Source organism: Gymnodinialimonas mytili (assembly GCF_037544085.1).
Classification (GTDB): Bacteria; Pseudomonadota; Alphaproteobacteria; order Rhodobacterales; family Rhodobacteraceae; genus Gymnodinialimonas; species Gymnodinialimonas mytili.
Genome location: NZ_JBBIFW010000001.1, coordinates 1239085 through 1261877, shown reverse-complemented (window position 1 = coordinate 1261877; position 22793 = coordinate 1239085). Strand labels below are relative to the sequence as shown.

Genomic DNA, 22793 nt, shown 5'->3' with positions numbered 1-22793 from the left:
GGACGTTAAAAGGCGATCTGAAAGGCTGCGCCTTCGTGGGGGGAAAGAACGTCTAGCCGTGCGCCGGACGCGGCCAGGACCGATTGCACGATGTTCAGGCCCATGCCGGTGCCGCCATTTTCGCGGCGGGTGGTGAAGAAGGGTTGCAGGACCTTGTCGTGATTGCCCGCGCTGATGCCATTGCCGTCATCGGCGACAATGAAGCCCGAGCCATCCACCGTGATCGACACCTCAGACGCGCCGTGCTCGGCGGCGTTTTCAAGCAGATGTTTCAACACGATCCGCAGCGCCTCGGGCCGCATGGGAACCTCGGCATGAGGTGGCGCGACAGTCACCCCAAGACCCTCCACCGGCAGGTCCTCCAGCACCTGGGCAACTTGCGCAACCCCGGCGCCCGCCGTTTGTTCGACCAGGGAAAAGTCGCGCATCGTGGCCAGCAGATCCTCCATCCGGTCGCTGTCGCGGACGATATTGTCCAAGAACCGCGCGCGACGCTCAGGCGTCATATCCGCATCGCGCAGCAATTCTGCGGCACCTTTGATCGCGGTCAGCGGCGATTTCAATTCGTGACTGACATGGGCGGTATAGGTGCGCAGCGTATCCTGCTGACGCTGCAACCGCTCGGTCAGGGATTGGAAACTGCGCGCCAGATTCTCGACCTCGCGCGTGCCGTAATGCTCCAGCGGTTGCCAGGCTTCGCTGCCGCGGATCGCGTCGGTGCGGTTGATCAGGGCGCGCATCGGCTGCGTGACGAACCGCCAGAACACAAACCCGATCAGCGCGGTTGAGCCCAGAATGAACACCAGCGCCTTGGCCAGGTTCAGACGTTCGCCATAGAGAAACCGAAAGATGTGGTTCGGCGTCCGGCTGATATACACCACGCCGATGATATCCTCCCCCACCATCGCGGGCATCGCAACGAAGACACGGACGGCGGTGCCCTGGCTGAGCGCATAGACAATCGGTGTCGCGCTCTCTCGCAGGCGGGTCCGGGCGACCGACACGACCTCTCCGTTCAGGGCCAGCGCGATCTCACCGACATGGCCCAGGTAGAGACCTTGCTCGGCGCTGCCTGCGATCACCGTGCCGTGGCGGTCCAAAAACCGGTAGCCCGCCAGGGTTTGTTCCTGCGACGCGATGGCGATCCGCGTCAGATGTGGGCCGATCTGTCGGTAGGCTTGGGCGATGTCTTCTGTGGCCGGGGTTGGATCGGGGCGGGCCGGTAAAATCGCCTCGGGGTTCATGGTCACCGATGGAAAGAGCGGTGTGTAGACGCGATCGTCAGGGTCCCAAGCAATCGGATCCTCGGGCAGGCCGGTGGCATTCCGGTAAAGCTGCTCATAGGCCGCGGTCAGAACGGCGGCCTGTGTCAGCAGGCTTTCCTCGGTCTGTTGCACCAGCTGGTTGGCGTAGAAGCGGAACAGAAACAGCCCCGCAAAGGGCAGGAGCAGGACAAGGCCCAACACCGCGGCCACCACCATCCACAGACCGGGCCGCCATTTGCGTGCTGTGGTCATGCGCGGCATGGGCCCATGCGCAGCCCGACGCCGTGTACGGTGAGAATGCTATCGGCGCAGCCCGCAGCCAAAAGCTTGCTGCGGATATTGCGAATATGGCTGTCGATGGTGCGGTCGGAGACGTGGATATTGCTGCCATAGACCGCGTCGATCAGGGCCTGGCGCGGCGCCACATGGTCGCCGCGGCGCATCAACTCGGCCAGCAACGTGACTTCGGAGGCGGTCAGGGCCACGTCACGCCCGGCCACGCGGCATTGATGCCGGTCCAGATCCAGGCTCAGGTCGCCGCGGGTCAGGGCCCCATCGGGCGCCGCCGCCCGTTGCGTGCGTTTCAGGATCGCCTTGATCCGGGCCACCAATTCGCGCGGGCTGAACGGCTTGGTGACGTAATCATCGCCGCCGATTTCCATGCCGACGATCCGGTCGACCTCATCATCGCGAGCGGTCAGGAACAGGATTGGCACGTCCGAGCTTTTGCGCAGGGTTTTGCAGACCTCCAGCCCGTCCATCTCGGGCAGGCCGATATCCAGCACAACCAGATCGAAGCTGTTGCTCTGTGCGGCCTGCAAACCCGCAGCACCATCTTCGGCAAAACGGGTCTCGAACCCCGCCGCCTCGACGGCGAAGCCGATCACGTCGCGGATATTGGGATCGTCATCGACGATCAGGATGCGGGTCTTAGAGGTCATGATAGCTCTCTAGATACCGCTGCAACCGCCACCGGCGAAAGCCCCATTCCCGCCAATCCTCGATCGCGTCAAATCGCAGGCTCGGTAGCCCATTGCGCCCGCAGGTGACGTTATCGGTGATCTGGCCGTATTCCATCATCGCCGGGATCGCCTGTTCGCCCAATTGGCACAGATAGCTGAGATCCAGTGCCTCGATATCCTCGGCTTTGGCCATGTTATAATCAGTGATCAGGTAGGCGAAATTCACGAAGCAACACAGGTAGAGCGTGCCCAGCAGCGTCACCGCGTTCCAACGGATCAGCCACGCGATGGCCCGCTTTTGCGCGATAAAGGCCAGCGTCAGGACCAGCCCCACATAGATCAGGGCCATCCAGATGAACGCGGCAACCCGCAGATAGGTCAGCGTATAGGCGTCGACATAAAGGCCCAGCCGGATGCCGGCGGTGATCACAAGAAACAGCGTCTGGCCGAGCCATAGATAGATCAGACCCCGCATCACCCGATTGTCGGTCACCATCTGACGCGTTCCGATCACAAAGCCCCCTGCCAGGATCGCGGCCAGCATCAGGGGATAGGCGCCGCGATGGGCGTATTCGGCATAGGTCATCCCCTCGGGAAGGGTGAGGCCGCCGCTCAGCACACCGATATCGCTGAGCGTTTGAACCAGGAACAGCAGGTTGAACAGGATCAGCGAGGCGCGGACGGATTGCGGGTTCACGATCTGGGCAAGCGGCCCAAGCGATAGCGAGGTTTGCGGCTCGGTTGGTGCCTTGCCGCGCCAAGGGCCGCGTGTGTTCAGATAGGGCCAGATCAGCGCCGCTGCGACGATCCAGAACGCCACGCGCACAAGCAGGTCCGGCCCGATCAGATCGATCCGGGTGATCTGGTTGAGCCCATTTTCCACCAGCGGATTGGCGATGCCGATCAGCACCAGGAACACGAGGCCGATGCTACCGGGTAAAGCGATTTGGCGCAGAAGCGCGCCGATATCCCACCCCGAGCGTCTGTTGTTCAGCTGTTCCGCCGCGTGTCTTGGCAGCTCCACCGCGCCGACGGTCGAGGCGCGAAACCAGATCCGCGCCGCCTCTGCCGCGCTAAGAACACGGTTTTCAGCGGACCAGAGCAGCAGGATGATTAGACCCAGCAGGGTGAACAGGGCTGAGAGCGTCTGGGCGTGTTCGATCATGGGCAGGTTGCAGGCGACCGCAAAGGCCATCGCCCAGGCCCATTCGCGCCGCGTGGCGCCGCCGGGCTTAAAGGCGATGATCGCCACCGACAGCGCGAGTGCAAAGACCGCCACCGAGATGCCGTTATAGTCGTTCCAAAACAGCCAATCGGCCATCGCAACCAGAAGGATCACCGCGCCAAGCGGTTGCCGCGCCGCGTCGCGCCAGTTCCTGGCGCGCGCTTTGCCGACCACGGGTTCAGACAACCACCACCCATCGTTCCGGATCGACTCCGGGACACCTCGTACCACCCATTCACCGCGCATCTTACGTCTCCGTCATTGCGATCTGTTGGGAGCAAACTGCCTGCACCCTTTGCGCGCTGTTGCGGCAAGTCGTGCAGCTATCGGGGGCGTTTTGTGCAGGCTTTGTGCAGGGGGTTGCGCCGGATGCGGCTTGCCCCCAGGCTCCGCCAAACGAAAGGGGATCATATGCAGACAATCGCGATTTTGGGCCTGGGGAAAGTCGGCGCGCTGGCCGGAGAATTGCTGCATGACAGCGGCTTTGCGGTGCACGGATTTGATGCCGCGCCCCGCGGGGATCTGCCCTTTGACGTGGCCGCGCTGGACGTTGCCGATGATGCCGCGTTGCGGGCCGCTTTGGGCGATGCGGATGCGGTTCTGTCTTGTCTGCCCTATTTCCTGAATATTGCCGTCGCCCAGGCGGCCCATGATCTGGGCCTGCATTACTTTGATCTGACCGAGGATGTGCCGACGACCAAGGCGATCCTGGATATGGCGCCCACCGCCCAAGCGCTGATGGCCCCGCAATGTGGGCTCGCGCCCGGCTTTGTGGGGATCGTCGGGGCGCATCTGATTGGGCAATTCGACACCTGCCGGTCCTGCCGGATGCGCGTGGGCGCGCTGCCGCAGAACCCGACCGGGCTGATGGGCTATTCCTTCAACTGGTCGCCCGAAGGTGTGGTGAACGAATATCTCAACGATTGCGAAGTGCTGGAGGATGGTGAGATCAAATGGGTCTCACCCATGGAATGGGTGGAAAAGATCGTCATCGGCGGGATCGAGCTAGAGGCCTTCACCACGTCGGGCGGGCTGGGCACGATGTGTGAGACCTACCGCGAGAGCGTGCCGAATATGGACTACAAGACCATGCGCTATCCCGGCCATGTGCAGTTGATGAACTTCTTTTTCCACGAATTGCTGATGCGGGATCGCCGGGCCGAGGCGGGTGAGATCCTGGTCAACGCCAAGCCGCCGGTCGATGACGACATTGTCTATATCCATGTCGCCGCTGAGGGGGAGATTGCGGGGCAGATGCAGCGGCGTGAATTTGTCCGGGGTCTGATGCCGCTGAAGATCGCGGGCAAGATGCGGACGGCGATTGCCTGGACGACGGCCTCATCCGTTGTGGCGGTGATCGAGATGGTGCGTGACGGCGCCCTGCCACAGCGCGGTTTTTTGAAGCAGGAAGACATCGCGTTGGATGCCCTGCTCGCGACGCGAACCGGCGCGCATTACAATGCCTGACGGCGCAGCAGATAGGTATCCATGATCCAGCCATGGGCGGCGCGCGCCTCGGCCCGTTTGGCGATGATCCGCGGCGCGGCTTCGGCCAGGGGGCCGCTGTCGAGGATCTGTTCCGGCATGCCCAGATAGGCGCCCCACCAGATATGCAGGCCGTCGGGGTCAAGCGTCTGGAATGCGCATGTGCCGTCCAGCATCACCACCAGCGTTTCGGCATCCGGCGGCCAGCCATGGTCGCGGATCTGCCGCCCGGTGGTGACCGTCACGGGGCCGTTGACCGTGTTGAAGGGGATCGCATGGGCTGAGGTCAGTGCCTGCAGCGCGGTGATGCCCGGCACGACACGGATCTGCGGCTTCGGCGACAGACGGTCCGCGATGCGCAAGGTGCTGTCGTAGAGGCCGGGATCGCCCCAGACCAGCAGCGCCACGGGGCCATGCGCCGCCTCCGGCAGGGCCGCGACCCAAGCGGTCGCGATGGCATCGTGCCAGCGTGCGACACGCTCCTGATAGGGCAGGGTCTCATCCCGGACCGGCATGTCAAAGGGCACAACCTGCGCCTCGGCCCCTGCCGCTGCCAGAATTGCCAGTCGCAAATCTGCGAGGTCATCCTTGCCCGGCCCCTTGCGCGGCAGCAGCACGATGGCCGCCTCGCGCAAGGCGCGCTGTCCTTCCAAGGTGATATGGTCGGGCGATCCGGTGCCGATGCCGATCAGCCAAAGATCTGTGATCATCGCGATGCTCCGGACATAGAAACGCCCGGCCCCTGTTTTCCGGGGGCCGGGCGGTATCCATCTGTCGCCGTTAGGCCGCGTTGTAGACGCGGTGGTGCAGCAGGCCGAAATCGCCGCCCCGGCCTTTGAACGTCTTTGCCGCCCATAGAACCGCCAGATCGGCGATGGGCTCAATCAACAGAACCAGCATGTAGGCGCCCGCGAAGGCGGCCAGGCCTGACAGCGCCTCCGCCGTCGCGCCTTGGCCATAGACCACCCAGAACGCGACCCAGGCGACGACGCCGCCCTGATACATGGCGCTGAGTTTCAACACGCTGGAATAACGCAGATCGACATAGGCCCGGTCTTGCGGGATGAAGCTTTTGCCCAAGGCGCTGATCGCCAATAGCGGAACCAGAAGCGTCGTGACGTTCACGAAATACATTGGCAGATCGCTGGGCGCGAAAAACAACCCCTGGATCAGTAGCCCAAGCGCCAGGCCAAAGGCTGCGGGCGCCGCCCCCAGCAACAGGAACAGCGTCGTGCCCAGGATGAAATGCACCTCCGACGGGCCGACGGCGAAATGCGGCAGCAGCTCGAAAAACACGAAGGTGCCGACCGCGCCCAGGCCCACGCGGCCCAGGAATGAGGCGATGTTGGATTGGCGGATATCGTCATAAGCCAACTTCAGGCTATAGCTCGCGGCACCTGCGGCGGTGACATAGGCGAAGGCCATTTTGGCGCCGTCCACCACTCCGGGTTCGATATGCATGGGATCGTCCTTTCTCGACAAGCTGCCCCTCCGGCAGCGCTAGTGACACCGCGTGGGCCGCGGCAGAGCCGGTCATGGGCGGCAGGTCTCCTGACTTCGCGGGTCGTTGCGTTGTCGGCCTTCCCAGCCCGAAGATCGGGCCAGTGGTGTTCCTAAACGCTCACCGCTTACAGTTGCGGGGGCAGTCCCGGGCTTTCACCGGGTTCCCTTTTCAGCCGCAGGTTGCAGCACCGTCCATGTGTGCAGTCTTTACCAGCGTGCCCCTATGCGGCAAGGCGAAATGCGACATCCGTGGCCATCGCACCGAAATTCGGGGCTTCGTGCCGGTCGCCTAAGGCTCAATCTCGGCCAGGGGGCCATACAGGATCAGGGCCGGTTTCGTGCCGACATCGCCGGATAACCGATCTGCTAGATCGGTGATGGTGCCCCGATGTAAGGCTTGCTCAGCTGTACCCACGGCCTCGGCCAGGATGGCGGGCGTATCCGCCGGTAGCCCGCGTTCGATCAGCGCCGCAGACAGGTTCGGGAAGGTACGCTTGCCCATGAAGACCACGGTACAGGCGGCGGGATCGGCCAGCGCATCCAGATCGATATCCTGAGGGAGCGCGCCTGACGCATCATGGCCGGTCACAAATTGCACGCGCCGCGCCGTCAGGCGCCGGGTCAGCGGGATGCCCACCGCCGCCGCCGCGGCAAAGGCCGAGGGCACGCCAGGTATGATCTCATAGGGGATATCGGCGTCGCGCAGGGCGAAGATCTCTTCTTCCAGCCGCCCGAACAGGCCGCTATCGCCGGATTTCAGGCGCACGACGCGCCCGCCTTGCTGCGCATATTCGACCAGCAATTGGCTGACATGGCGTTGCCGGGGTGAGGGGCGCCCGGCCCGTTTGCCGACCCCCACCAGATCGGCGCCTTGCCTGGCATGGGTCAGAATGGGACCGGAGGAAAGATCGTCGAACAGCACCGCATCGGCGCGCTTCAGCCGGTCCACAGCCTTCAGGGTCAGCAGATCGGGATCGCCCGGGCCGGATCCGACAAAGCTGACAAACCCGCTCACGTCACGGCCTCCGGCGTGATCAGGTGAAAGAAGGTGCCCGTGACATGGCCCCGGATCGAGCCCGTCTCGGGCACCGGATTGCCATCGGCGTCGAACACATCGGCCAGGGGCGCGTCGGGCTGATCGAGGATCGTGGAATAGTGGAATTCATGGCCGCGCAGGGCTTGGCCCGCCGCAAAGCCCGGCATCGGGCCGGACAGAACCGCGCGGCGATAGCCCAGGTGGAATTTGCGTTTCTCGTAAGAGGTCACCAGGCCCAGCAGCCCCGCCATGGTGTGCCGTGTGCCGTCTTTGTCGATCAGCGCGGCGCCAAGAGCCATGTAGCCGCCGCATTCGCCATGGACGGGTTTCGCCTGCGCGTGGCGGCGCAAGCCCGCTTTGAATGTCTCTGCCGCAGCCAGTTTTCCGGCATGGAGTTCCGGGTAACCGCCGGGCAGCCACACCAGATCGGCATCGGGGTCGGGCGCCTCATCGGCCAGGGGCGAGAAGGGCAACACCTCGGCCCCCGCCGCGCGCCAGCCTTCCAACAGATGCGGATAGGTGAAGGAAAAGGCGGCGTCGCGTGCAATGGCGATCCGCTGGGCGGGCGGTGTCGGCAGCGCGCCTTGGCCGGTCTGCGCCGCGCCCAGGGCGGCGGCCTTGATGGCGGGCAGATCGACATTCTCGCGCAGGAATTCGGCATAGCCGGCAATCGCGGCCTCCAGATCGGGATGTTCCACGGCCTGGATCAGGCCCAGATGCCGTTCGGGCAAGGTCAGGTCGCCACGCCGGGGCAACACACCCAAGACGGTCAGACCGGCTTGCTCCATCCCCAACCGCGCGAGGCGTTCGTGCCGGGGGCTGGCGATCCGGTTCAGGATCACACCGGCGAAGGGCAGATCGGGCGCATAGGCCTTGAACCCTAGTGCCGTGGCGGCCGCCGATTGCGCTTGGCCGCCCGCATCGATGACCAACACCACGGGCCAGCCCATGCGCCGGGCGGTCTCGGCGCTGGACCCAAAGCCCACCTGGCCGCGCGTCGCCACGCCATCGTAAAGCCCCATCGAGCCTTCGGCGACGCAGATATCCGCGCCCTGCGCCTGGGTTGCGATCCCGTCCAGCAGTGCCGCATCCATGGCCCAGGTATCCAGGTTGAACGAGGCGCGCCCGCTGGCGGCGCGGTGAAAGGCCGGGTCGATGTAGTCGGGGCCGGATTTGAATGGCTGCACCACCAATCCATCATCACGCAAGGCCCGCAGAAGGCCGAGCATCACGGTTGTCTTGCCGGTCCCCGAGGACGGGGCCGAGATCAGCAGGCCGGGCGCATCAATCATCGCCATGGTTCCATTCGCTCCAAGGGCTATCGGCGGTTTGCGGGCGATAGCGGCGGTCGTAATCGGCCGCGTAAAGGCGGCTTTCGTCGAAATCCTCACCGCCAATCGCGGGTCCGACGAGGATCAGAGCCGTCCGTGCAATGCCGTTGGGCAGAGCGGCCTCGATTGTGCTGAGCGTCGCGCGGATCACCTGTTGATCGGGCCAGGTGGCGCGGAACACGATCGCCACGGGGCAATCGGGGCCGTAATGCGGGATCAGATCTGCGACGCTTTGGGCCAGGTTGCCAATCGACAGATGCAGGGCGAGCGTCGCGCCGGTGGCGCCGAAATTGGCCAGCGTCTCGCCCGGCGGCATGGCCGAGGCGCGGCCCGGTGTGCGGGTCAGGACGACCGATTGCGCCAGGCCGGGCAGGGTGAGTTCTTGTCCAAGAACCGCCGCGGCGGCGGCAAAGGACGGCACGCCGGGCGTGACCGTGTAGGGAATATCGAGTGCCTTGAGGCGCCGGATCTGTTCGCCCATCGCGGACCAGACCGACAGGTCACCGGAATGCAGCCGCGCGATATCCTGGCCTGCCGCGTGGGCGTTCTGGATCTCGGCCATGATCTCGTCCAGCGACATAGGCGCAGTGTTCACGATCCGCGCGCCGTCGGGGCAATGATCCAGCACCGCCTCGGGCACCAGCGAGCCCGCATACAGGCAGACCGGGCAGGCGGCGATCAAGTTGCGCCCGCGCAGGGTCAGCAGATCCGACGCGCCGGGACCGGCGCCGATGAAATGCACGCTCATGGCCCGTCTCCTTCGGCAATCGCGCAAGTGGCCAGCCGGTCATGGGACACGACGCGCCCGATCACAAGCCGTGCGTTACGTCCCGCTGCGGCCAAGGCGGCCGCTTCGGCCACGGATCCGGTGCCGCGCGCGGCTGCGGAGGCGTCGGACTGCGTGATTGTGTCTTGTGCGTGCAGATCCGGCGCTGCGATTGCCGCAACCGGCAGGCTCTGCTTCTTTGCAAAGCTTTGGAACGGCGCGCTGGCCGCTTTGTCGGCGGCTGTGGCAAGGACATCCGGCTTTGTTCCCGTCAAAGCTAAGGCGTCGGTCAGGCTGTCCGCGCCCGCAGATCCACGAAATCCGAACCCGGCGACAATCATAGCGTGACGCTCCACTGCACCACCGGATAGGCGGCGGTCCAGCCGCGTTTCGTGCCCATCGGCGTGGCACGGGCGATATCGATCCGCATCAGCTCGCCACCCTTCGCGGCATGGGCTTGGGTCAGCAGCGCCTCGGAGTCGAGCGTGACGGCATTGGCGACCAGGCGCGTGCCCTTTGGCAGCGCGTAGAGATGATCCAAAAGCTCTGCATTCAGCCCGCCGCCCACAAAGACCACATCGGGGTGCGGCAGATCTTGCAGGGCTTCGGGCGCGTGGCCTTCGATGATCTGCAATCGATCAACGCCCAAAGCGTCGGCATTGGCCCGGATCAGGGCCGCGCGGTCGGTGCGGGGCTCGATACTGATCGCTTGGCAGGTCGGATGTGTCAGCAGCCATTCCACGGCGATGGAGCCTGACCCGCCGCCGATATCCCACAGCAGTTCGCCTGCGCGCGGGGCCAGGGCTGAGAGCGTCAGCGCCCGGATCGGACGTTTGGTCATCACACCGTCGGTGTGAAAGGCGTCATCGGGCAGACCAGAGGCGCGGGGCAGGCCCAAAGCGCCCGCCACTTCAATGGCGACGCAGACCGGGTGGTTGAACGGGCCTTTCAAGTCTTGGGCCATGGCGCGAGTCACCCGCTCATCTGATCCACCCAGCGCCTCCAGCACCGTTACCGTGCTGTCGCCGAAACCCGTCTCGATCAGATAGGCGCCCAAATCCAGCACCGCCGACCCGTCGCGCAGCAGCACCAGCAGCCGGGCACCGGGCGTCAGATCTGGGCGCATCCGGGACAGCGGCGCGGCATGGAGGCCCAGACAGGTGGTTGTCTCCAGGGCCCAGCCCATCCGGTTGGCCGCCAGGGAAAACGTCGAGGGCGCGGGCAGGGCGTGCCATTCGTGACGCGCCAGATGGCGGGCCAGAACCGTACCGGCCCCGAACCAAAACGGATCGCCAGAGGCCAGCACGACGACCTTATTGCCGCGATGGCGCAGCACAATCTCGATCCCATCGGCGAAGGGCACGGGCCATTCGATCTGCTCGGCCGAGATGTCAGGCAACAGCGCCAGATGACGGGGCGGGCCGATGATGATATCCGCAGCCTCCAGGGCCGCGCGGCTTGCGGGCGAGAGGCCGTCGGCGCCATCTTCGCCGAGCCCGATAATGATCAACCACGGAGCGTCAGCCATGGCCCCAAACCTTCTGATCCTGGGCGGCACGACCGAAGCGACGGCTTTGGCCCGTGCGGTGGCCGAGGCCGGGATCGCCGGTATGGTCAGTTTCGCGGGGCGTGTGGATCGCCCGGTGCGCCAGCCCTTGCCGCAACGGATCGGCGGATTTGGCGGCGCCGCGGGGTTGGCCGCCTATCTGCGGGCTGAGCGGATCACCCATGTGGTCGATGCGACGCATCCCTTCGCCGCACAGATGAGCCGGAATGCTGTTGCCGCCTGTGCCCTGGCCGATGTGCCGCTGGTCGCGCTGACCCGCCCGGCTTGGGCGCCGGTGCAAGGCGATGACTGGCTCCGCGTGCCGGATATCGCAGGGGCCGTCGCCGCGCTGGACCAGCCCGCGCGCCGTGTCATGCTGGCGGTCGGGCGGATGCATCTGGCCGATTTCGCCCCCAATCCCCAGCATTTCTACCTGCTGCGCCTGGTCGATCCGCCGAAAGCCGCGCTGCCCTTGCCGAAGACCGAAATCCTCGTCTCGCGCGGGCCGTTCACCGAGGCCGAGGACCGCGCCCTGATGGAAACCCATGGGATCGACCTGGTCGTCTCGAAGAATTCCGGCGGCACCGGCGCCTACGCCAAGATCGCCGCCGCGCGGGACCTGAGCCTGCCGGTGATCATGATCGACCGCCCCGAGATGCCAGAGCGCGCGGAGGTCGCCACGCCCGCAGAGGTGCTGGCCTGGTGTCATGGCGCCGACCTCGGCGTATAGACAAAGGGCGTGCCATCGCGCGGGATCAGCCGGGTCTGGGATGATCCGACCAGAACGAGTGTGCGCATATCGGCCATATCGGGCGCGGCATCGGCCAGATGAACAACGCGCAGCGCCTGATCGGGGGTGGAGACCGCGCGGGCGAAGATCATCAGCCGTTCGGCTTCGCAACAGCTGCGCAACACGTCGAGGGCGCGTCCGAAGCCTTCGGGCCGCGCCTTGGAGCGGGGATTGTAGAAGGCCATGGCGAAATCAGCCTCGGCGGCCAGGCGCAGACGCTTTTCGATTAGATCCCATGGCTTGAGGTTGTCGCTGAGATTGATCGCGCAGAAATCATGGCCCAACGGCGCGCCCGCGGCCGCGGCGGCGGCCAGCATCGCGGTGATGCCGGGCAGAACGCGGATATCCAGATTGCGCCAGGCGGCATCCTCCTCAACCGCCTCGAAGACGGCGGAGGCCATGGCGAAGACGCCGGGATCGCCGGAGCTGACGACCGCAACGCGTTTGCCCTCGGCGGCCATTTGCAGCGCGTGGCGCGCGCGGTCGAGTTCGACCCGATTGTCACTTTCATGCAGCGTCAGGCCCCGGCGCGGTTGGACACGGCGTACATAGGGGATGTAGCCGACGATATCGGTGGCGTCGGCCAGGGCGGTCTGCACCTCGGGCGTCACCATCGCCTCGGCGCCGGGGCCCAGGCCCGCAATGGTGACCCAACCGCTCATGGCCGCCGCCCCTGGCCGTGGACGAGGATGATCGAGAAATAGGGCAGGGTGGCGCCGTCAAACTCGCAAAGCGGCGTGATGCTTTGCCCCTCCATCGCGGCGAATTGCACCAGAACGGCGCGGTCGGCCTTGCCGGAGGCGTCCAGCGCACGGCGCACCTTGGCCAGGTTGCGCCCAATCTTCATCACCACCAGCGCGTCGGCCTCGGCCATCGCCTTGGTTAAGGTCGCCTCATCCAGCGTGCCCATGACGGTCGACAGGATATCGTCACCCCAGGTGATCGGCGCGCCGGAGGCTGTCCAGGCCGCCGACATGCCGGTGATGGCGGGCACGACCTCAACCGGGATCACGCCGGAAAGCCGCGTGTAGAGATGCATGAACGAGCCGTAGAAAAACGGATCGCCCTCGCACAGAACCACGACATCCTCGCCGCCCTCGACCAAAGCGCGCAGCCGTCCGGCGACGTCTTCGTAAAAGGCCGAGAGCATTTCGTTGTAGCGCGGATCGGTCAGGGGGATTTCTGTGGTGACCGGGTATTCCATCGGAAATTCGATCGCCTCGGCGCTGAGCATCCCCTCGACGATCTTGCGCGCCCGCCCGGCGCGCCCGGCCTTGCGGAAAAAGGCCACATGTCTGGCGCCACGCACCAAACGGTCGGCCCGAACGCTCATCAGATCAGGATGTCCGGGGCCCAGCCCGGTGCCGTAGAGAACCCCGGTCATTCGGCGCGGCTGGCGATGGCGTTGATGGCTGCGACCGTGATGGCAGAGCCGCCGAGCCGCCCTTCGACGATCAAGTTGGGCACAGGGGCCGCCGCCCACAGCGCGTCTTTGCTTTCGCGTGCGCCCACGAAGCCCACGGGGCAGCCGATGATGGCGGCGGGACGGGGGCAGCTTGGATCTTCGAGCATTTCGAGAAGATGAAACAACGCGGTCGGCGCGTTCCCGATGGCCACGACAGCGCCCTCCAGACGGTCGCGCCAGAGCTCTAACGCCGCGGCCGACCGCGTGGTGCCAAGCTGAGCCGCCAGCGCGGGCACCCGTGGATCACGCAGAGTACAGATGACATCGTTCTCGGCAGGCAGGCGTTTGCGCGTCACCCCTTCGCTGACCATATGGGCGTCGCAGAAGATCGGGGCGCCCGCCTGCATCGCGTCGCGCGCGGCAGTGACCATGCCCGGCGTCAGCCGCACATGCGCCTCAAGCCCCACCATCCCGGCGGCGTGGATCATCCGAACGACGATCTGCTCCTCCTCGGGCGTGAAGCGATCCAGGTCCGCCTCGGCGCGGATCGTGGCGAAGCTTTCCAGATAGATCGCAGCGCCGTCTTTTTCGTAATCGTAGGGCATGGGCTACAGGCTGAATTTTGTCAGAATTTGGTCAATCGGGCAGGCCCGGTCCGACGGCTCATCCCACGGGGTGCCCGCCCTGACAAGGTCGAAGCCGTCATTTGCGCCGACAAGCGTGATATCGGCGCGTTTTGGGTGGGCGCATCCCTTGGCGCAGCCTGAAATATGGAGCGTTTGACCCTTCGGGATCTGTGGCGCAAGGCGCGTGGCCAGGTCGCGCGTTTCGGCCAGAGCCTGCGGGCAGCGGGGCGCTCCGGGGCAGGCATAGACGGTTAGGCGCGGATCGTTGGGATCGGTGATGAAGCCGTCGGTCTTGGCTGGGGCGCGATCTGTCAGCAACAGGCGCCAGGGCGTGACGCGAATGCCGGTGCCAAGCTGGGCCAGGGCGGTCGCATCAAGCTGCCCGAACGCAACCCCAAGCGCTGCAGGGCCGGGTTCCAATGCGGGTTGCGCAGGCGCTGGGGCCGCGCCTTGGAACTCGGATGGCAGTATTGTCTCGCGCAGGTGGCGCGCCATGCGGCCCGATGCGGTGCCCCCGCTGCGCACGAACCACGCCAAGAGCGCGAGGGTCGCCTCGACCGCATCAGCTTCGGTGACCGGCATACCGGTTTCCGCCCCGTCCGCGCGCAGGATCAGCGGCGTGTCTGCCCCGGCCTCAAACCGAAGATCGGCTGAGACATTCTGCAGAATGGGCGCCGCGCCTGCATCGATGGCAAGGCCCATCTTGGCCGGAAGATCAGGCAGATCATGCAGGCGCTGCACGATCGCGTCATAGAGCCGGTCGGTCAGATCCCCGGCGCGCCAAAGCGGTGTGACCAGCAAGTTGCGCCGCGCCTCCGTCATGGGATCGGGATCCAGAAGGCCAAGCGCAGCGAGATCTTCCAGCAACACGCTATGCCCGGCCTCGGTCACGCCGCGGATTTGCAGATTGGCGCGGGAGGTCAGATCGATGATGCCGTTGCCATGGGTCAGGGCCGCCTCGGCCAGACCTGCGACCTGCGCGGCAGAGAGCGCGGCGCGGTTGGGTCGCACGCGCACCACCAACCCATCGCCCGACATCATCGGGCGATGGGCGCCGGGGCACCAGCCTTTGATCTCGGGGCCTTTGGCCAGTGATGCGGTCATTCCGCCGCCTCCAAATCAGCGAGGATCGAGTTCCGGCGCGAGGTCCAAAGGCCCGCCGCGTGCAACTCCGCGAACCGAGCGCGCATGGCGGCGAGCGCCTCGGGGTTCGCATCCTCAAGGAACGCAACAGTATGCGAAGAGCTTATCGTCGCGTCGTAGTATAAGTCGAACAGATGCGAGGGCACCACATTGGCCAGCTGCGCGAAGGCGGCCATGTTTTCCAGCGTGGCGGCGATCTCGGCGGCGCCGCGGAAGCCATGGCGGCGCATCCCGGCGATCCAATCGGGGTTGGCGGCGCGGGCCATGACCACCCGCGCGATTTCTTCGGTCAGGCCGCGGGCGCGGGGTCGGGCCGGATCGGTGGCGTCCAGATGATAGAGAGCGGCCTGGCCGCCGGTGATGGCTTGGGCCGCGGCAAACCCGGCCTCGTGTGTGGCGTAGTCCTCGGCCAGAAGAATGTCGGTCTCGGGCAGGTCCTGCAGGTGTACGAAGCTGTCGGCGGCGGCGACGCGGGCGCGGATGCCGTCGGGATCTTGCGTGATCTCGGCGCCGTCGAGCGCGTAGCTGGACGCGGCCAGCCATGCCTCGCCAGCGGCGCGTTTGGCGGCGTCGGTATAGTCGCCGATCTGCCCGCCCATCGCCACGCCGTAGCTGCCCGGTGCGGGGCCGTAGACGCGGGGCGCGGCCAGGGTAAACGGGTTCCAATCGGGCGACTCATCCCGGGCGGCGAGCGCGCGCACGGCCTGGGAAAACAGCGCCGACAGGGTCGGGAACACATCGCGGAACAGGCCGGAAACGCGCAGGGTGACATCCAGGCGCGGCCGCTCAAGCTCGGCGATGGGGATGATTTCAATGCCCGATACACGCTCGGACCCTTTGTCCCAGACGGGCCGCACACCCATGAGATGCAAGGCCATCGCGAATTCCTCACCCGCGGTGCGCATCGTGGCAGAGCCCCAGAGATCGACCACCAGATTGCGCGGGTAGTCGCCATGATCCTGCAAATGGTGGCGGACAAGCTCATCGGCCAGGGTGATGCCTTGGGCATAGGCAGCGCGGGTCGGGACAGAGCGTGGATCGGTGGTGTAGAGATTTCGGCCCGTCGGCAGCACATCCGTCCGCCCGCGATATGGGGAGCCGGAAGGTCCCGCTGAAATGCGTCGCCCGTTGAGCGCGTCGATCAGGGATTGGCGCTCGGCAGCGGCGCTTGAGGCCGCATCAAAGGTATCATTCGGCGCGCCTATGCGGCCCCAAATATGCAGGCCGTCGCCGAATTGGCTGTCCTTCACATCGCAGACAAACCGGTCGATCCGGGTGATCGCCTCAGCCGAGCAGGATGCTGTCTCAAGTCCCAAATCCTGTTCCACGCCAAGGGCTTGCGCCTCATCCCGTATATCTTCCTGCAACCGGTCGCGGCGCCGTGGATCGAGCCCGTCGGCATTGGAAAACTCGTCAAGCAGCGCCTCCAGCCGCGCGAGCCGCTCGGGCGCACCCGATTGGCGCAAGGGTGGGGGCACATGACCCAGTGTGATCGCCCCCGCCCGACGCTTGGCCTGGGCCGCCTCACCGGGGTCATTCACGATAAACGGGTATATCAATGGTAGATCAATTTTCAGCTGCTCAGGCCAGCACGCCGCCGACAAGGCCACGGATTTTCCGGGCAGCCATTCCAGCGTGCCGTGGGCGCCGATATGGATCAGCGCGTCGGCGTTCTGCCGCATCCAGAGGTAGAAGGCGACATAGGCGTGGCGCGGCACGCGGGCGAGGTCGTGGTAGTCGGCATCGCGATGTTCGGGTGACCCGCGTTCGGGTTGCAGCGCGACGAGGGTCTTGCCGCGCACCAGGATGGGCAGCGACAGGCCGGTTTCGGTGGCGTCGTCATCGTCTTCGGGGGCGCCCCAGGCCTGTTGCAGGTCGCGCCGAAGGGTTTCGGGCAGCGCAGCCAGGGCGGCCTTATATTCGGCGAATGGCCAGATGATGCGCGCGCCAGCCAGATCATCGGCGTTGAGCGTGCCGGAAGCGTCATGGCCCGCTTCGGCGAGATCATCGAGAATGGCCTGGGCCGAGGCGAGCGCGTCCAGCCCCACCGCATGGGCCATGTTCCAGCCGCGCCCGGGATAGGTGGAGAGCACCAGCGCCAGGCGCCGGTCGCCCGGTGCGGTTGTGGCGAGGCGATGCCAGGCGGCCACGCGCCCCGCCGCCGCGGCGATGCGGTCGGGCTGGGGCCGATGCACGTAGCGCGCGAATTGCAGATCGGGGTCCCGCTCCTGCGGTTCTTTGAACGAGGCGACCCCGGCGAAGAGACGGCCATCGACCTCGGGCAGGACGACATGCATGGCCTGATCGGCGGGCGACAGGCCGCGCTCGGCCTCGGCCCAGGCGGTTTCGGTCGAGGTGGCCAGCGCGATCTGATGGACGGGGACATCGCCCGCATCCAGAGGCGAGGCCCCGTTCGCGCCGATGCCGGAAAACGAGGTGGCGTTGACGATGGTGGCCGGTTTCAGATGCCGAACCTGGCGGGCCAGCCACGCCGCGGCCTCTGGCGCTTTTAAAGATGGCGCGAAGAGCCCCATCACCTCGAAGCCCTTGGCGCGCAGCGCGTCGAACATGGCCGCAATCGGGGCGAGATCCGCAGCGACCAGGTAAGAGCGGTAGAAGGTGAGCAGTGCCAGGGGTCGGCCGGATTGGCCCGCCAGAACAGGGCAGGTCACGCCGTCTTCAGGCGTCCATCCGCCGACGAGTGGCACGGTCTTCGTGCCGCGAACCGGTCCGGCATAAAGGCCCGAGGCAAGGGCCAGTTGTGCGAGCGCCGCCTGCGCCGCCACGGCCCCGCCTTGATCGCAGAGATGCTGCAGACGGCGTAGGGTGGAGACGGGCAGGGTCGAGATCTCGTCAAGGCGCGGATCGGTGCGGCCATCGGCGGGCAACACGGCCAGCGCGATGCCATGGGCGCGGCAATGGGCCTCGATCTGTTGCAGCCCATAGGGCCAATAGGGCACACCGCCGATCAGGCGGATCAGAATGCCTTTCGCCTCGGTCAGAGTGCTGTCGACATACGTGTCGACCGAAAGCGGATGTTTCAGTGCCGCGATGTTGGCCAACCGCAGGGTCGGGAGCTTACCACCGGCGCGGTTCCAACCTTCGGCAAAGGCGCCGAGATCGGAATCCGACAGCGACAGCACGATCAGATCGGCGGGCGTCTGGCCCAGATCCGTCGGGGTTTCGGTTTCCTCCAACCCATGGCTTTCGCGGAAGACAACATGCATCTGTCAGGCCCCCGAAGACATCGGGGTCATGCCACCGTCGCGCGGCAGGCCGAACCAATGCCGAACCTGGCCCAACCAAAGCCCATAAGGGCGCCCCAAGGCCAGCATGATGAGGGCGGCCCCGGCGGCCCCGATGGCAAGCTCCGCGCCCCTGGCGCCGCCGGTTGCGATGATCGCCACATAGATCGGCACCTGAAACGACAGCAACGCCACACTGTCCCAGACCGCATCCGATAAGGCCGTGCCATCGGAGCATCGCGCCAGCACAGCATCGCGCCAAAGGCCGTAGGGCCGGGCCGTCAGCACCATTAACGGCGCGCCGATCATACGGGAGGCTGCAACCTCGTCCCAATCCATGCCAACCACGAACCGTTCATTGACGATGCCTGTCGCGGTGAAGAACGTCACCAACGCCACGGTGTCTGCGATGAAGGCGCGCCCGGTCATGGCTCACTCCGCTCCCGCATGGCAAACGACCCGCGTGCCGATGGCGGCGCGGGCTTGGTCGATATCGATGCCGGCCAAAAGCAGGGCGATCTTGTCATGCGGCGGCGTGGGTTTGCGCGGGCGGATCATCTCGATCCCCGCGACGCGGATATCGGCATCGCCAAGCGCGCCGATATCGCCGATATGAAAGACACCTTCCAGATCCTTAAGCGCCACAACCACACCCCGCCCGGTGATGTTGAACACGTCGGCGACACGGCCGGACCCTTTGTGCGTGGTGGCGGTCATGGCCTATTCCGCGGGCTCAGCCGCCGGGGCCAGGACGGCGCGGATGGCGGCGGTGTCGATGTCGTGGTGTTCGCCGATCACAACCAAGCGGCCCTGGCGCGGGGCACCCGGAACCCAAGGGCGATCATATTGATGCCGCACGCGGGCGCCGACGGCCTGTACCAGAAGGCGCATGGGTTTGCCCGCGACGCTGGCATAGCCTTTGACCCGCAAGACATTCTGCGTGTTGGCGAGGGTTTCGATCATGCCGACCAATTGCGCCGGATCGTCGATTTCGGGGATGTCGATCACGACGCTGTCGAAATCGTCATGTTCGTGGTCGTCATGGCCATCGTGATGCGAGGGGCGCGCCTCCATATCGTCCTCAGCGGCGGCCTCCAGCCCCAGGATCACACGCGGATCGACGGCGCCTTCGGCGACCTCCACCACGGGCAGTGGGCGCGGGGCCTCGGCGGCGATGATCTGTTTCGCCTTCGCCACGCCCTCGGGCCCCGCGAGGTCGGGTTTGGTCAGCAAGATGATATCGGCGCAGCTGATCTGATCTTCGAACACTTCCGAGAGCGGTGTTTCATGATCGATGCTGTCATCGGCGAGACGCTGGGCGTCGACCTTGGCCACATCGGGCGCAAACCGGCCCGCCGCCACAGCCTCAGCATCGGCGAGCGCGATCACGCCGTCTACGGTGATTTTCGAGCGGATATCGGGCCAGTCGAACGCCTTCAAAAGCGGTTTCGGCAGGGCCAGGCCGGAGGTTTCGATCAGGATGTGTTCGGGGCGAGGGTCCAGCGCCATCAGCGCCTCGATCGTGGGAATGAAATCATCGGCCACGGTGCAGCAGATGCAGCCATTGGCCAATTCCATGATGTTTTCGGCGGGGCAATCGGGAATGGCGCAGCCCTTGAGGATTTCGCCGTCGACGCCGACATCGCCGAATTCGTTGACCACAACGGCCAGCCTTTTGCCGCCGGGATTTTGCATCAAATGCGAGATCAGTGTGGTTTTGCCCGAGCCCAGAAAGCCGGTGATGATGGTGACGGGGAGTTTCGCGAGATCAGCCATGGGGGTCAGCCTTTCAGGTTTGGGACGGGCGCGCGCAGGGGTGGGATGCGTGCGATGCAGTTGCGTTTGAAATGCTCGGGCCGGGTGCGCCAGGGGATCAGGCCATCCGCCGTGTCGTGATAGAGCGCTGCGCCCTCCACCAGCGTGTCCAGATGCGACGCTTCGTGGAGATTTCCGTAGACATAGGTCCACTTCTCCGGCCCGCCGCGCAGGGCGACGGAACAGCCGTGATCGCAGTTCTGCAGGCATTCTGCTGGCGTCAGGCGAATGCCCGCGGGCAGATCGCGTATCGAAAGTGCATCAAGCAGCGCCTGGCCCGGGCGTTCGCCATCTTCGGCGACCTCGGTCCCGCGTTTGCACTTGATACACACCAAAAGTTCGGTGGTCTGGTCGGTCATAACCCCTCCTCCGGGGCACCCCGCCCGGCGTGATTGCGTTTGGTGATGGCAGGTCTCCTGGCTCGCGGTTTGGCGCATTTGCCGCCTTCCCGGGGGTGTGCCCCAGTGGCCATCTGACAAACGCAATCCGCTTACAGTTGCGGGGGCAGCCGCGGGATTTCACCGCGTTCCCTGTTCGGCCCATGCGGGCACCATCGCCGATGACACTGCTCATGCCGCGGGCGGCTTGTCAATCGGGGCGAGCGATGTCACCCCTTGGACCCTAGCCGGAGGATGCCCCATGAGCGACAGCACAACCGATCCCGACGAAAACGCCCGCCACAACGCGAAGATGAAAAAGATCAAGGCGGCGCGCGACAAGATGATGGAGACCAAGACCGAAGAGAAGGGTCTGATCATCGTCCATACCGGGCCGGGCAAGGGCAAATCGTCGAGCGGGTTCGGCATGGTGATGCGGTCGATCCAGCACGGGATGGGTGTGGCCGTGGTGCAGTTCATCAAGGGCAATTGGGAGACGGGCGAAAAATCGTTCCTGCGCGAGCGCTTTGCCGAGGAATGCCGGTTTTTCGTGTCGGGTGAGGGCTTTACCTGGGAAACCCAGGACCGAGAGCGGGATATCGCGGCGGCGCAGAACGGGTGGCGCATTGCCAAGGAACAGATCCTCGACCCCGAGATCGGTTTTGTTCTGCTTGATGAGATCAACATCGCGCTGCGCTACGATTACCTGGATATCGACGAGGTGGTCGATTTCCTGCTGCACGAAAAGCCAGTGATGACCCATGTCTGCCTAACGGGTCGCAATGCGAAGCCGGAACTGATCGAGGCAGCGGATTTGGTCACCGAAATGACGCTGGTCAAACATCCGTTCCGCGACGGGGTGAAGGCGCAGAAAGGGGTGGAATTCTGATGCCGCGTGTCGATTATCCGAAGATCGAAGAGGGCGAGGATGAGATCGGGCGATTCCGCGCCGAATTGCTGAGCGATGCGGGCGGGCTGACGCAATTCGGCGCCTTCGTCGAAACACTCTGGCCGGGTGGAGCCTCGTCCAAGCTGCATTGGCACCGATCCGAGGATGAAATGATCTATGTGCTGGACGGTGTTGTGACGCTGATCGAGGGCGATGGCGTTACGGACCTTCACGCCGGCCAGGCGGCCACGTTTAAGGCGGGGGTCGCTGTGGGCCATAGATTGGAGAACCGATCCGATATGCCGGTGCGGTATTTCGTCGTCGGCACCCGGTCGGGCGATGATGTGGTGACCTATTCGGAGACCGGCGAGAGCGTGACGATCAAAGACGGCGAGAAAGTCTACCGCGATGCGGACGGAAACATCACCAAGGTCGAGCCCTACCATGGCGCCTGATCTGATCGTGTGGGATTTCGACGGCGTGTTGAACCGCAACGTCGTGGATGGGCGGTTTCTGTGGTCGGAACACCTGGACACCGATCTGGGGCTGAGCCGTGACAGCCTGCAGGCGTTTCTGTTCCGGTCCGGCCGGATGTTGGGTGTGATCCGCGGCGAGGAAGACTTGCGCGATGTGGTGGCCGAATGGTTGGCTGCCGAGGGCGCCCAGATCAGCCCGGACGCGATGCTGGACTATTGGTTTGCAAAGGATGGTCTGCCCGATGCCGAGGTGTTGGGCTGGCTGGAGCAGGTGGATACGCGCCACGTCATTGGCACCAACAATGAAACACGACGCGTCGCCTATATCGAAGGGCCGATGGGCTTTTCGGAGCGGGTCGAAAAGGTCTTCGCCTCGGGGCGGTTGCGGGTGGCCAAACCCGATGCGGGGTTTTTCGAGGCGATTGAGGCTTGGTCGGGTGTTGCGGTGGGGTCGATCTTACTGGTCGATGACAACTTGCCGAATGTGGAGGCCGCGCAGGCGCGAGGTTGGGCGGGGTTCCACTTTGTCGATGAAACGCGGAGCGATCTGCCCGCTCTATTGGGGATTGCGTGATGCCAAGATTGTTGACGGAATTCGGCATGGGATCGTCCCTGCGCCGACAGGATTATACCGAGGCCGCAACGCGCGCGGTGAAGGACGCGCTGTGGCACAACTCGATCAACCTGGCCGAGCTGTACGGCAAGCAGAAAGAGGATATGCAGATCACCGTCGAGGTCGGCGTGCAGAACCCGGATGCGTTGGACATCGCGAAAGTGGCCGAGATTTTCCCCTATGGGCAGATCACCGTCATCCCGCGCAAAGGCGGGTTGGACGTGCCGCGCCAGGATGGCGGTAAGCCGACCGTGATCGCCAATGTGGCGATTTCCGTCGCGTTGGAGGTGTAGGG

Annotated in this window: 25 protein-coding genes and 2 riboswitches; of the genes, 6 read left to right on the top strand and 19 right to left on the bottom strand. The window is 65.1% G+C overall.

What is annotated here, in order from left to right; translation table 11 throughout:
- Window positions 1-5: 5 nt before the first annotated feature.
- From V8J82_RS06190 to V8J82_RS06180, 3 genes are read right to left on the bottom strand one after another with little or no spacing between them, the layout of a single operon-like run.
- Complete coding sequence (locus V8J82_RS06190; protein WP_339973235.1) at window positions 6-1517, bottom strand: histidine kinase dimerization/phospho-acceptor domain-containing protein; 1512 nt, start codon at window positions 1515-1517, stop codon at window positions 6-8.
- The gene (locus V8J82_RS06185; protein ID WP_339973233.1) at window positions 1514-2206 is read right to left on the bottom strand and encodes a response regulator transcription factor; all 693 of its coding nucleotides are present in this window, start codon (window positions 2204-2206) and stop codon (window positions 1514-1516) included. The genes V8J82_RS06190 and V8J82_RS06185 overlap by 4 nt, the downstream gene beginning before the upstream one ends.
- Window positions 2196-3698, bottom strand: coding sequence for a DUF4153 domain-containing protein (locus V8J82_RS06180; protein ID WP_339973231.1), 1503 nt, complete (start codon window positions 3696-3698; stop codon window positions 2196-2198). Before V8J82_RS06180 ends, V8J82_RS06185 begins: the two co-directional genes overlap by 11 nt.
- Before the next feature lie 165 nt (window positions 3699-3863).
- Between V8J82_RS06180 and V8J82_RS06175 the strand changes: the two genes are divergently transcribed.
- The gene (locus tag V8J82_RS06175; RefSeq protein ID WP_339973228.1) at window positions 3864-4919 is read left to right on the top strand and encodes a saccharopine dehydrogenase family protein; all 1056 of its coding nucleotides are present in this window, start codon (window positions 3864-3866) and stop codon (window positions 4917-4919) included.
- On the opposite strand, the gene cobF is transcribed toward V8J82_RS06175, so the two are convergent.
- From cobF to cbiE, 7 genes are all read right to left on the bottom strand, one after another.
- Entirely contained in the window at window positions 4907-5647 is a 741-nt protein-coding gene (gene cobF, locus V8J82_RS06170; RefSeq protein ID WP_339973225.1) for a precorrin-6A synthase (deacetylating), read from the bottom strand. The two genes, V8J82_RS06175 and cobF, sit on opposite strands and share 13 nt — an antisense overlap.
- 70 nt (window positions 5648-5717) lie before the next feature.
- Window positions 5718-6398 (bottom strand): energy-coupling factor ABC transporter permease, encoded by a 681-nt coding sequence (locus V8J82_RS06165; RefSeq protein WP_339973223.1) that lies wholly within the window; start codon window positions 6396-6398, stop codon window positions 5718-5720.
- Window positions 6399-6461: 63 nt separating this feature from the next.
- A riboswitch (cobalamin riboswitch) is annotated at window positions 6462-6648 on the bottom strand.
- Window positions 6649-6729: 81 nt separating this feature from the next.
- Window positions 6730-7455: a uroporphyrinogen-III C-methyltransferase gene (gene cobA, locus V8J82_RS06160; RefSeq protein ID WP_339973221.1), complete on the bottom strand. Its 726-nt coding sequence runs from the start codon at window positions 7453-7455 to the stop codon at window positions 6730-6732.
- Window positions 7452-8768 carry a cobyrinic acid a,c-diamide synthase CobB gene (locus tag V8J82_RS06155; RefSeq protein ID WP_439650047.1) on the bottom strand — a complete coding sequence of 439 codons (1317 nt, stop codon included), beginning with the start codon at window positions 8766-8768 and terminating at the stop codon, window positions 7452-7454. The genes cobA and V8J82_RS06155 overlap by 4 nt, the downstream gene beginning before the upstream one ends.
- On the bottom strand, window positions 8761-9555 hold the full coding sequence (gene cobM, locus V8J82_RS06150; protein ID WP_339973218.1) for a precorrin-4 C(11)-methyltransferase: 795 nt from the start codon (window positions 9553-9555) through the stop codon (window positions 8761-8763). Before cobM ends, V8J82_RS06155 begins: the two co-directional genes overlap by 8 nt.
- Window positions 9552-9914: a cobalamin biosynthesis protein gene (locus V8J82_RS06145; RefSeq protein ID WP_339973216.1), complete on the bottom strand. Its 363-nt coding sequence runs from the start codon at window positions 9912-9914 to the stop codon at window positions 9552-9554. The genes cobM and V8J82_RS06145 overlap by 4 nt, the downstream gene beginning before the upstream one ends.
- Window positions 9911-11101, bottom strand: a complete 1191-nt coding sequence (cbiE, locus tag V8J82_RS06140) for a precorrin-6y C5,15-methyltransferase (decarboxylating) subunit CbiE (protein ID WP_339973214.1) — start codon at window positions 11099-11101, stop codon at window positions 9911-9913. Before cbiE ends, V8J82_RS06145 begins: the two co-directional genes overlap by 4 nt.
- Here cbiE and V8J82_RS06135 point away from each other — a divergent pair.
- On the top strand, window positions 11100-11849 hold the full coding sequence (locus tag V8J82_RS06135) for a cobalt-precorrin-6A reductase (RefSeq protein ID WP_339973212.1): 750 nt from the start codon (window positions 11100-11102) through the stop codon (window positions 11847-11849). The genes cbiE and V8J82_RS06135 overlap by 2 nt on opposite strands.
- Here the strand turns inward: V8J82_RS06135 and cobJ are convergent.
- From cobJ to V8J82_RS06090, 9 genes are read right to left on the bottom strand one after another with little or no spacing between them, the layout of a single operon-like run.
- On the bottom strand, window positions 11825-12571 hold the full coding sequence (cobJ, locus tag V8J82_RS06130) for a precorrin-3B C(17)-methyltransferase (RefSeq protein ID WP_339973210.1): 747 nt from the start codon (window positions 12569-12571) through the stop codon (window positions 11825-11827). The two genes, V8J82_RS06135 and cobJ, sit on opposite strands and share 25 nt — an antisense overlap.
- Window positions 12568-13293 carry a precorrin-2 C(20)-methyltransferase gene (cobI, locus tag V8J82_RS06125; protein WP_339973208.1) on the bottom strand — a complete coding sequence of 242 codons (726 nt, stop codon included), beginning with the start codon at window positions 13291-13293 and terminating at the stop codon, window positions 12568-12570. The genes cobJ and cobI overlap by 4 nt, the downstream gene beginning before the upstream one ends.
- Entirely contained in the window at window positions 13290-13919 is a 630-nt protein-coding gene (locus tag V8J82_RS06120) for a precorrin-8X methylmutase (protein ID WP_339973206.1), read from the bottom strand. The genes cobI and V8J82_RS06120 overlap by 4 nt, the downstream gene beginning before the upstream one ends.
- Window positions 13920-13922: 3 nt before the next feature.
- A complete protein-coding gene (gene cobG, locus V8J82_RS06115) occupies window positions 13923-15044 on the bottom strand; it encodes a precorrin-3B synthase (protein ID WP_339973204.1) in 1122 nt (373 codons plus the stop codon).
- Window positions 15041-18310, bottom strand: a complete 3270-nt coding sequence (gene cobN, locus V8J82_RS06110; protein ID WP_339973202.1) for a cobaltochelatase subunit CobN — start codon at window positions 18308-18310, stop codon at window positions 15041-15043. Before cobN ends, cobG begins: the two co-directional genes overlap by 4 nt.
- Before the next feature lie 3 nt (window positions 18311-18313).
- Complete coding sequence (alaE, locus tag V8J82_RS06105; protein ID WP_339973200.1) at window positions 18314-18757, bottom strand: L-alanine exporter AlaE; 444 nt, start codon at window positions 18755-18757, stop codon at window positions 18314-18316.
- Between the two features lie 3 nt (window positions 18758-18760).
- Window positions 18761-19045 carry a hypothetical protein gene (locus V8J82_RS06100; protein WP_339973198.1) on the bottom strand — a complete coding sequence of 95 codons (285 nt, stop codon included), beginning with the start codon at window positions 19043-19045 and terminating at the stop codon, window positions 18761-18763.
- A 3-nt stretch (window positions 19046-19048) separates the two neighbouring features.
- Window positions 19049-20104, bottom strand: coding sequence for a cobalamin biosynthesis protein CobW (cobW, locus tag V8J82_RS06095; RefSeq protein ID WP_339973196.1), 1056 nt, complete (start codon window positions 20102-20104; stop codon window positions 19049-19051).
- Between the two features lie 5 nt (window positions 20105-20109).
- The gene (locus V8J82_RS06090; protein ID WP_339973194.1) at window positions 20110-20502 is read right to left on the bottom strand and encodes a DUF1636 family protein; all 393 of its coding nucleotides are present in this window, start codon (window positions 20500-20502) and stop codon (window positions 20110-20112) included.
- A gap of 30 nt (window positions 20503-20532) precedes the next feature.
- A riboswitch (cobalamin riboswitch) is annotated at window positions 20533-20713 on the bottom strand.
- 69 nt (window positions 20714-20782) lie between these two features.
- Between V8J82_RS06090 and cobO the strand changes: the two genes are divergently transcribed.
- From cobO to V8J82_RS06070, 4 genes are read left to right on the top strand one after another with little or no spacing between them, the layout of a single operon-like run.
- Entirely contained in the window at window positions 20783-21409 is a 627-nt protein-coding gene (cobO, locus tag V8J82_RS06085; protein WP_339973192.1) for a cob(I)yrinic acid a,c-diamide adenosyltransferase, read from the top strand.
- Window positions 21409-21864, top strand: coding sequence for a cupin domain-containing protein (locus V8J82_RS06080; RefSeq protein WP_339973190.1), 456 nt, complete (start codon window positions 21409-21411; stop codon window positions 21862-21864). The genes cobO and V8J82_RS06080 overlap by 1 nt, the downstream gene beginning before the upstream one ends.
- Window positions 21854-22459 (top strand): HAD family hydrolase, encoded by a 606-nt coding sequence (locus V8J82_RS06075; protein ID WP_339973188.1) that lies wholly within the window; start codon window positions 21854-21856, stop codon window positions 22457-22459. The genes V8J82_RS06080 and V8J82_RS06075 overlap by 11 nt, the downstream gene beginning before the upstream one ends.
- Window positions 22459-22791, top strand: coding sequence for a Lin0512 family protein (locus V8J82_RS06070; protein ID WP_339973186.1), 333 nt, complete (start codon window positions 22459-22461; stop codon window positions 22789-22791). The genes V8J82_RS06075 and V8J82_RS06070 overlap by 1 nt, the downstream gene beginning before the upstream one ends.
- Window positions 22792-22793: the final 2 nt, after the last annotated feature.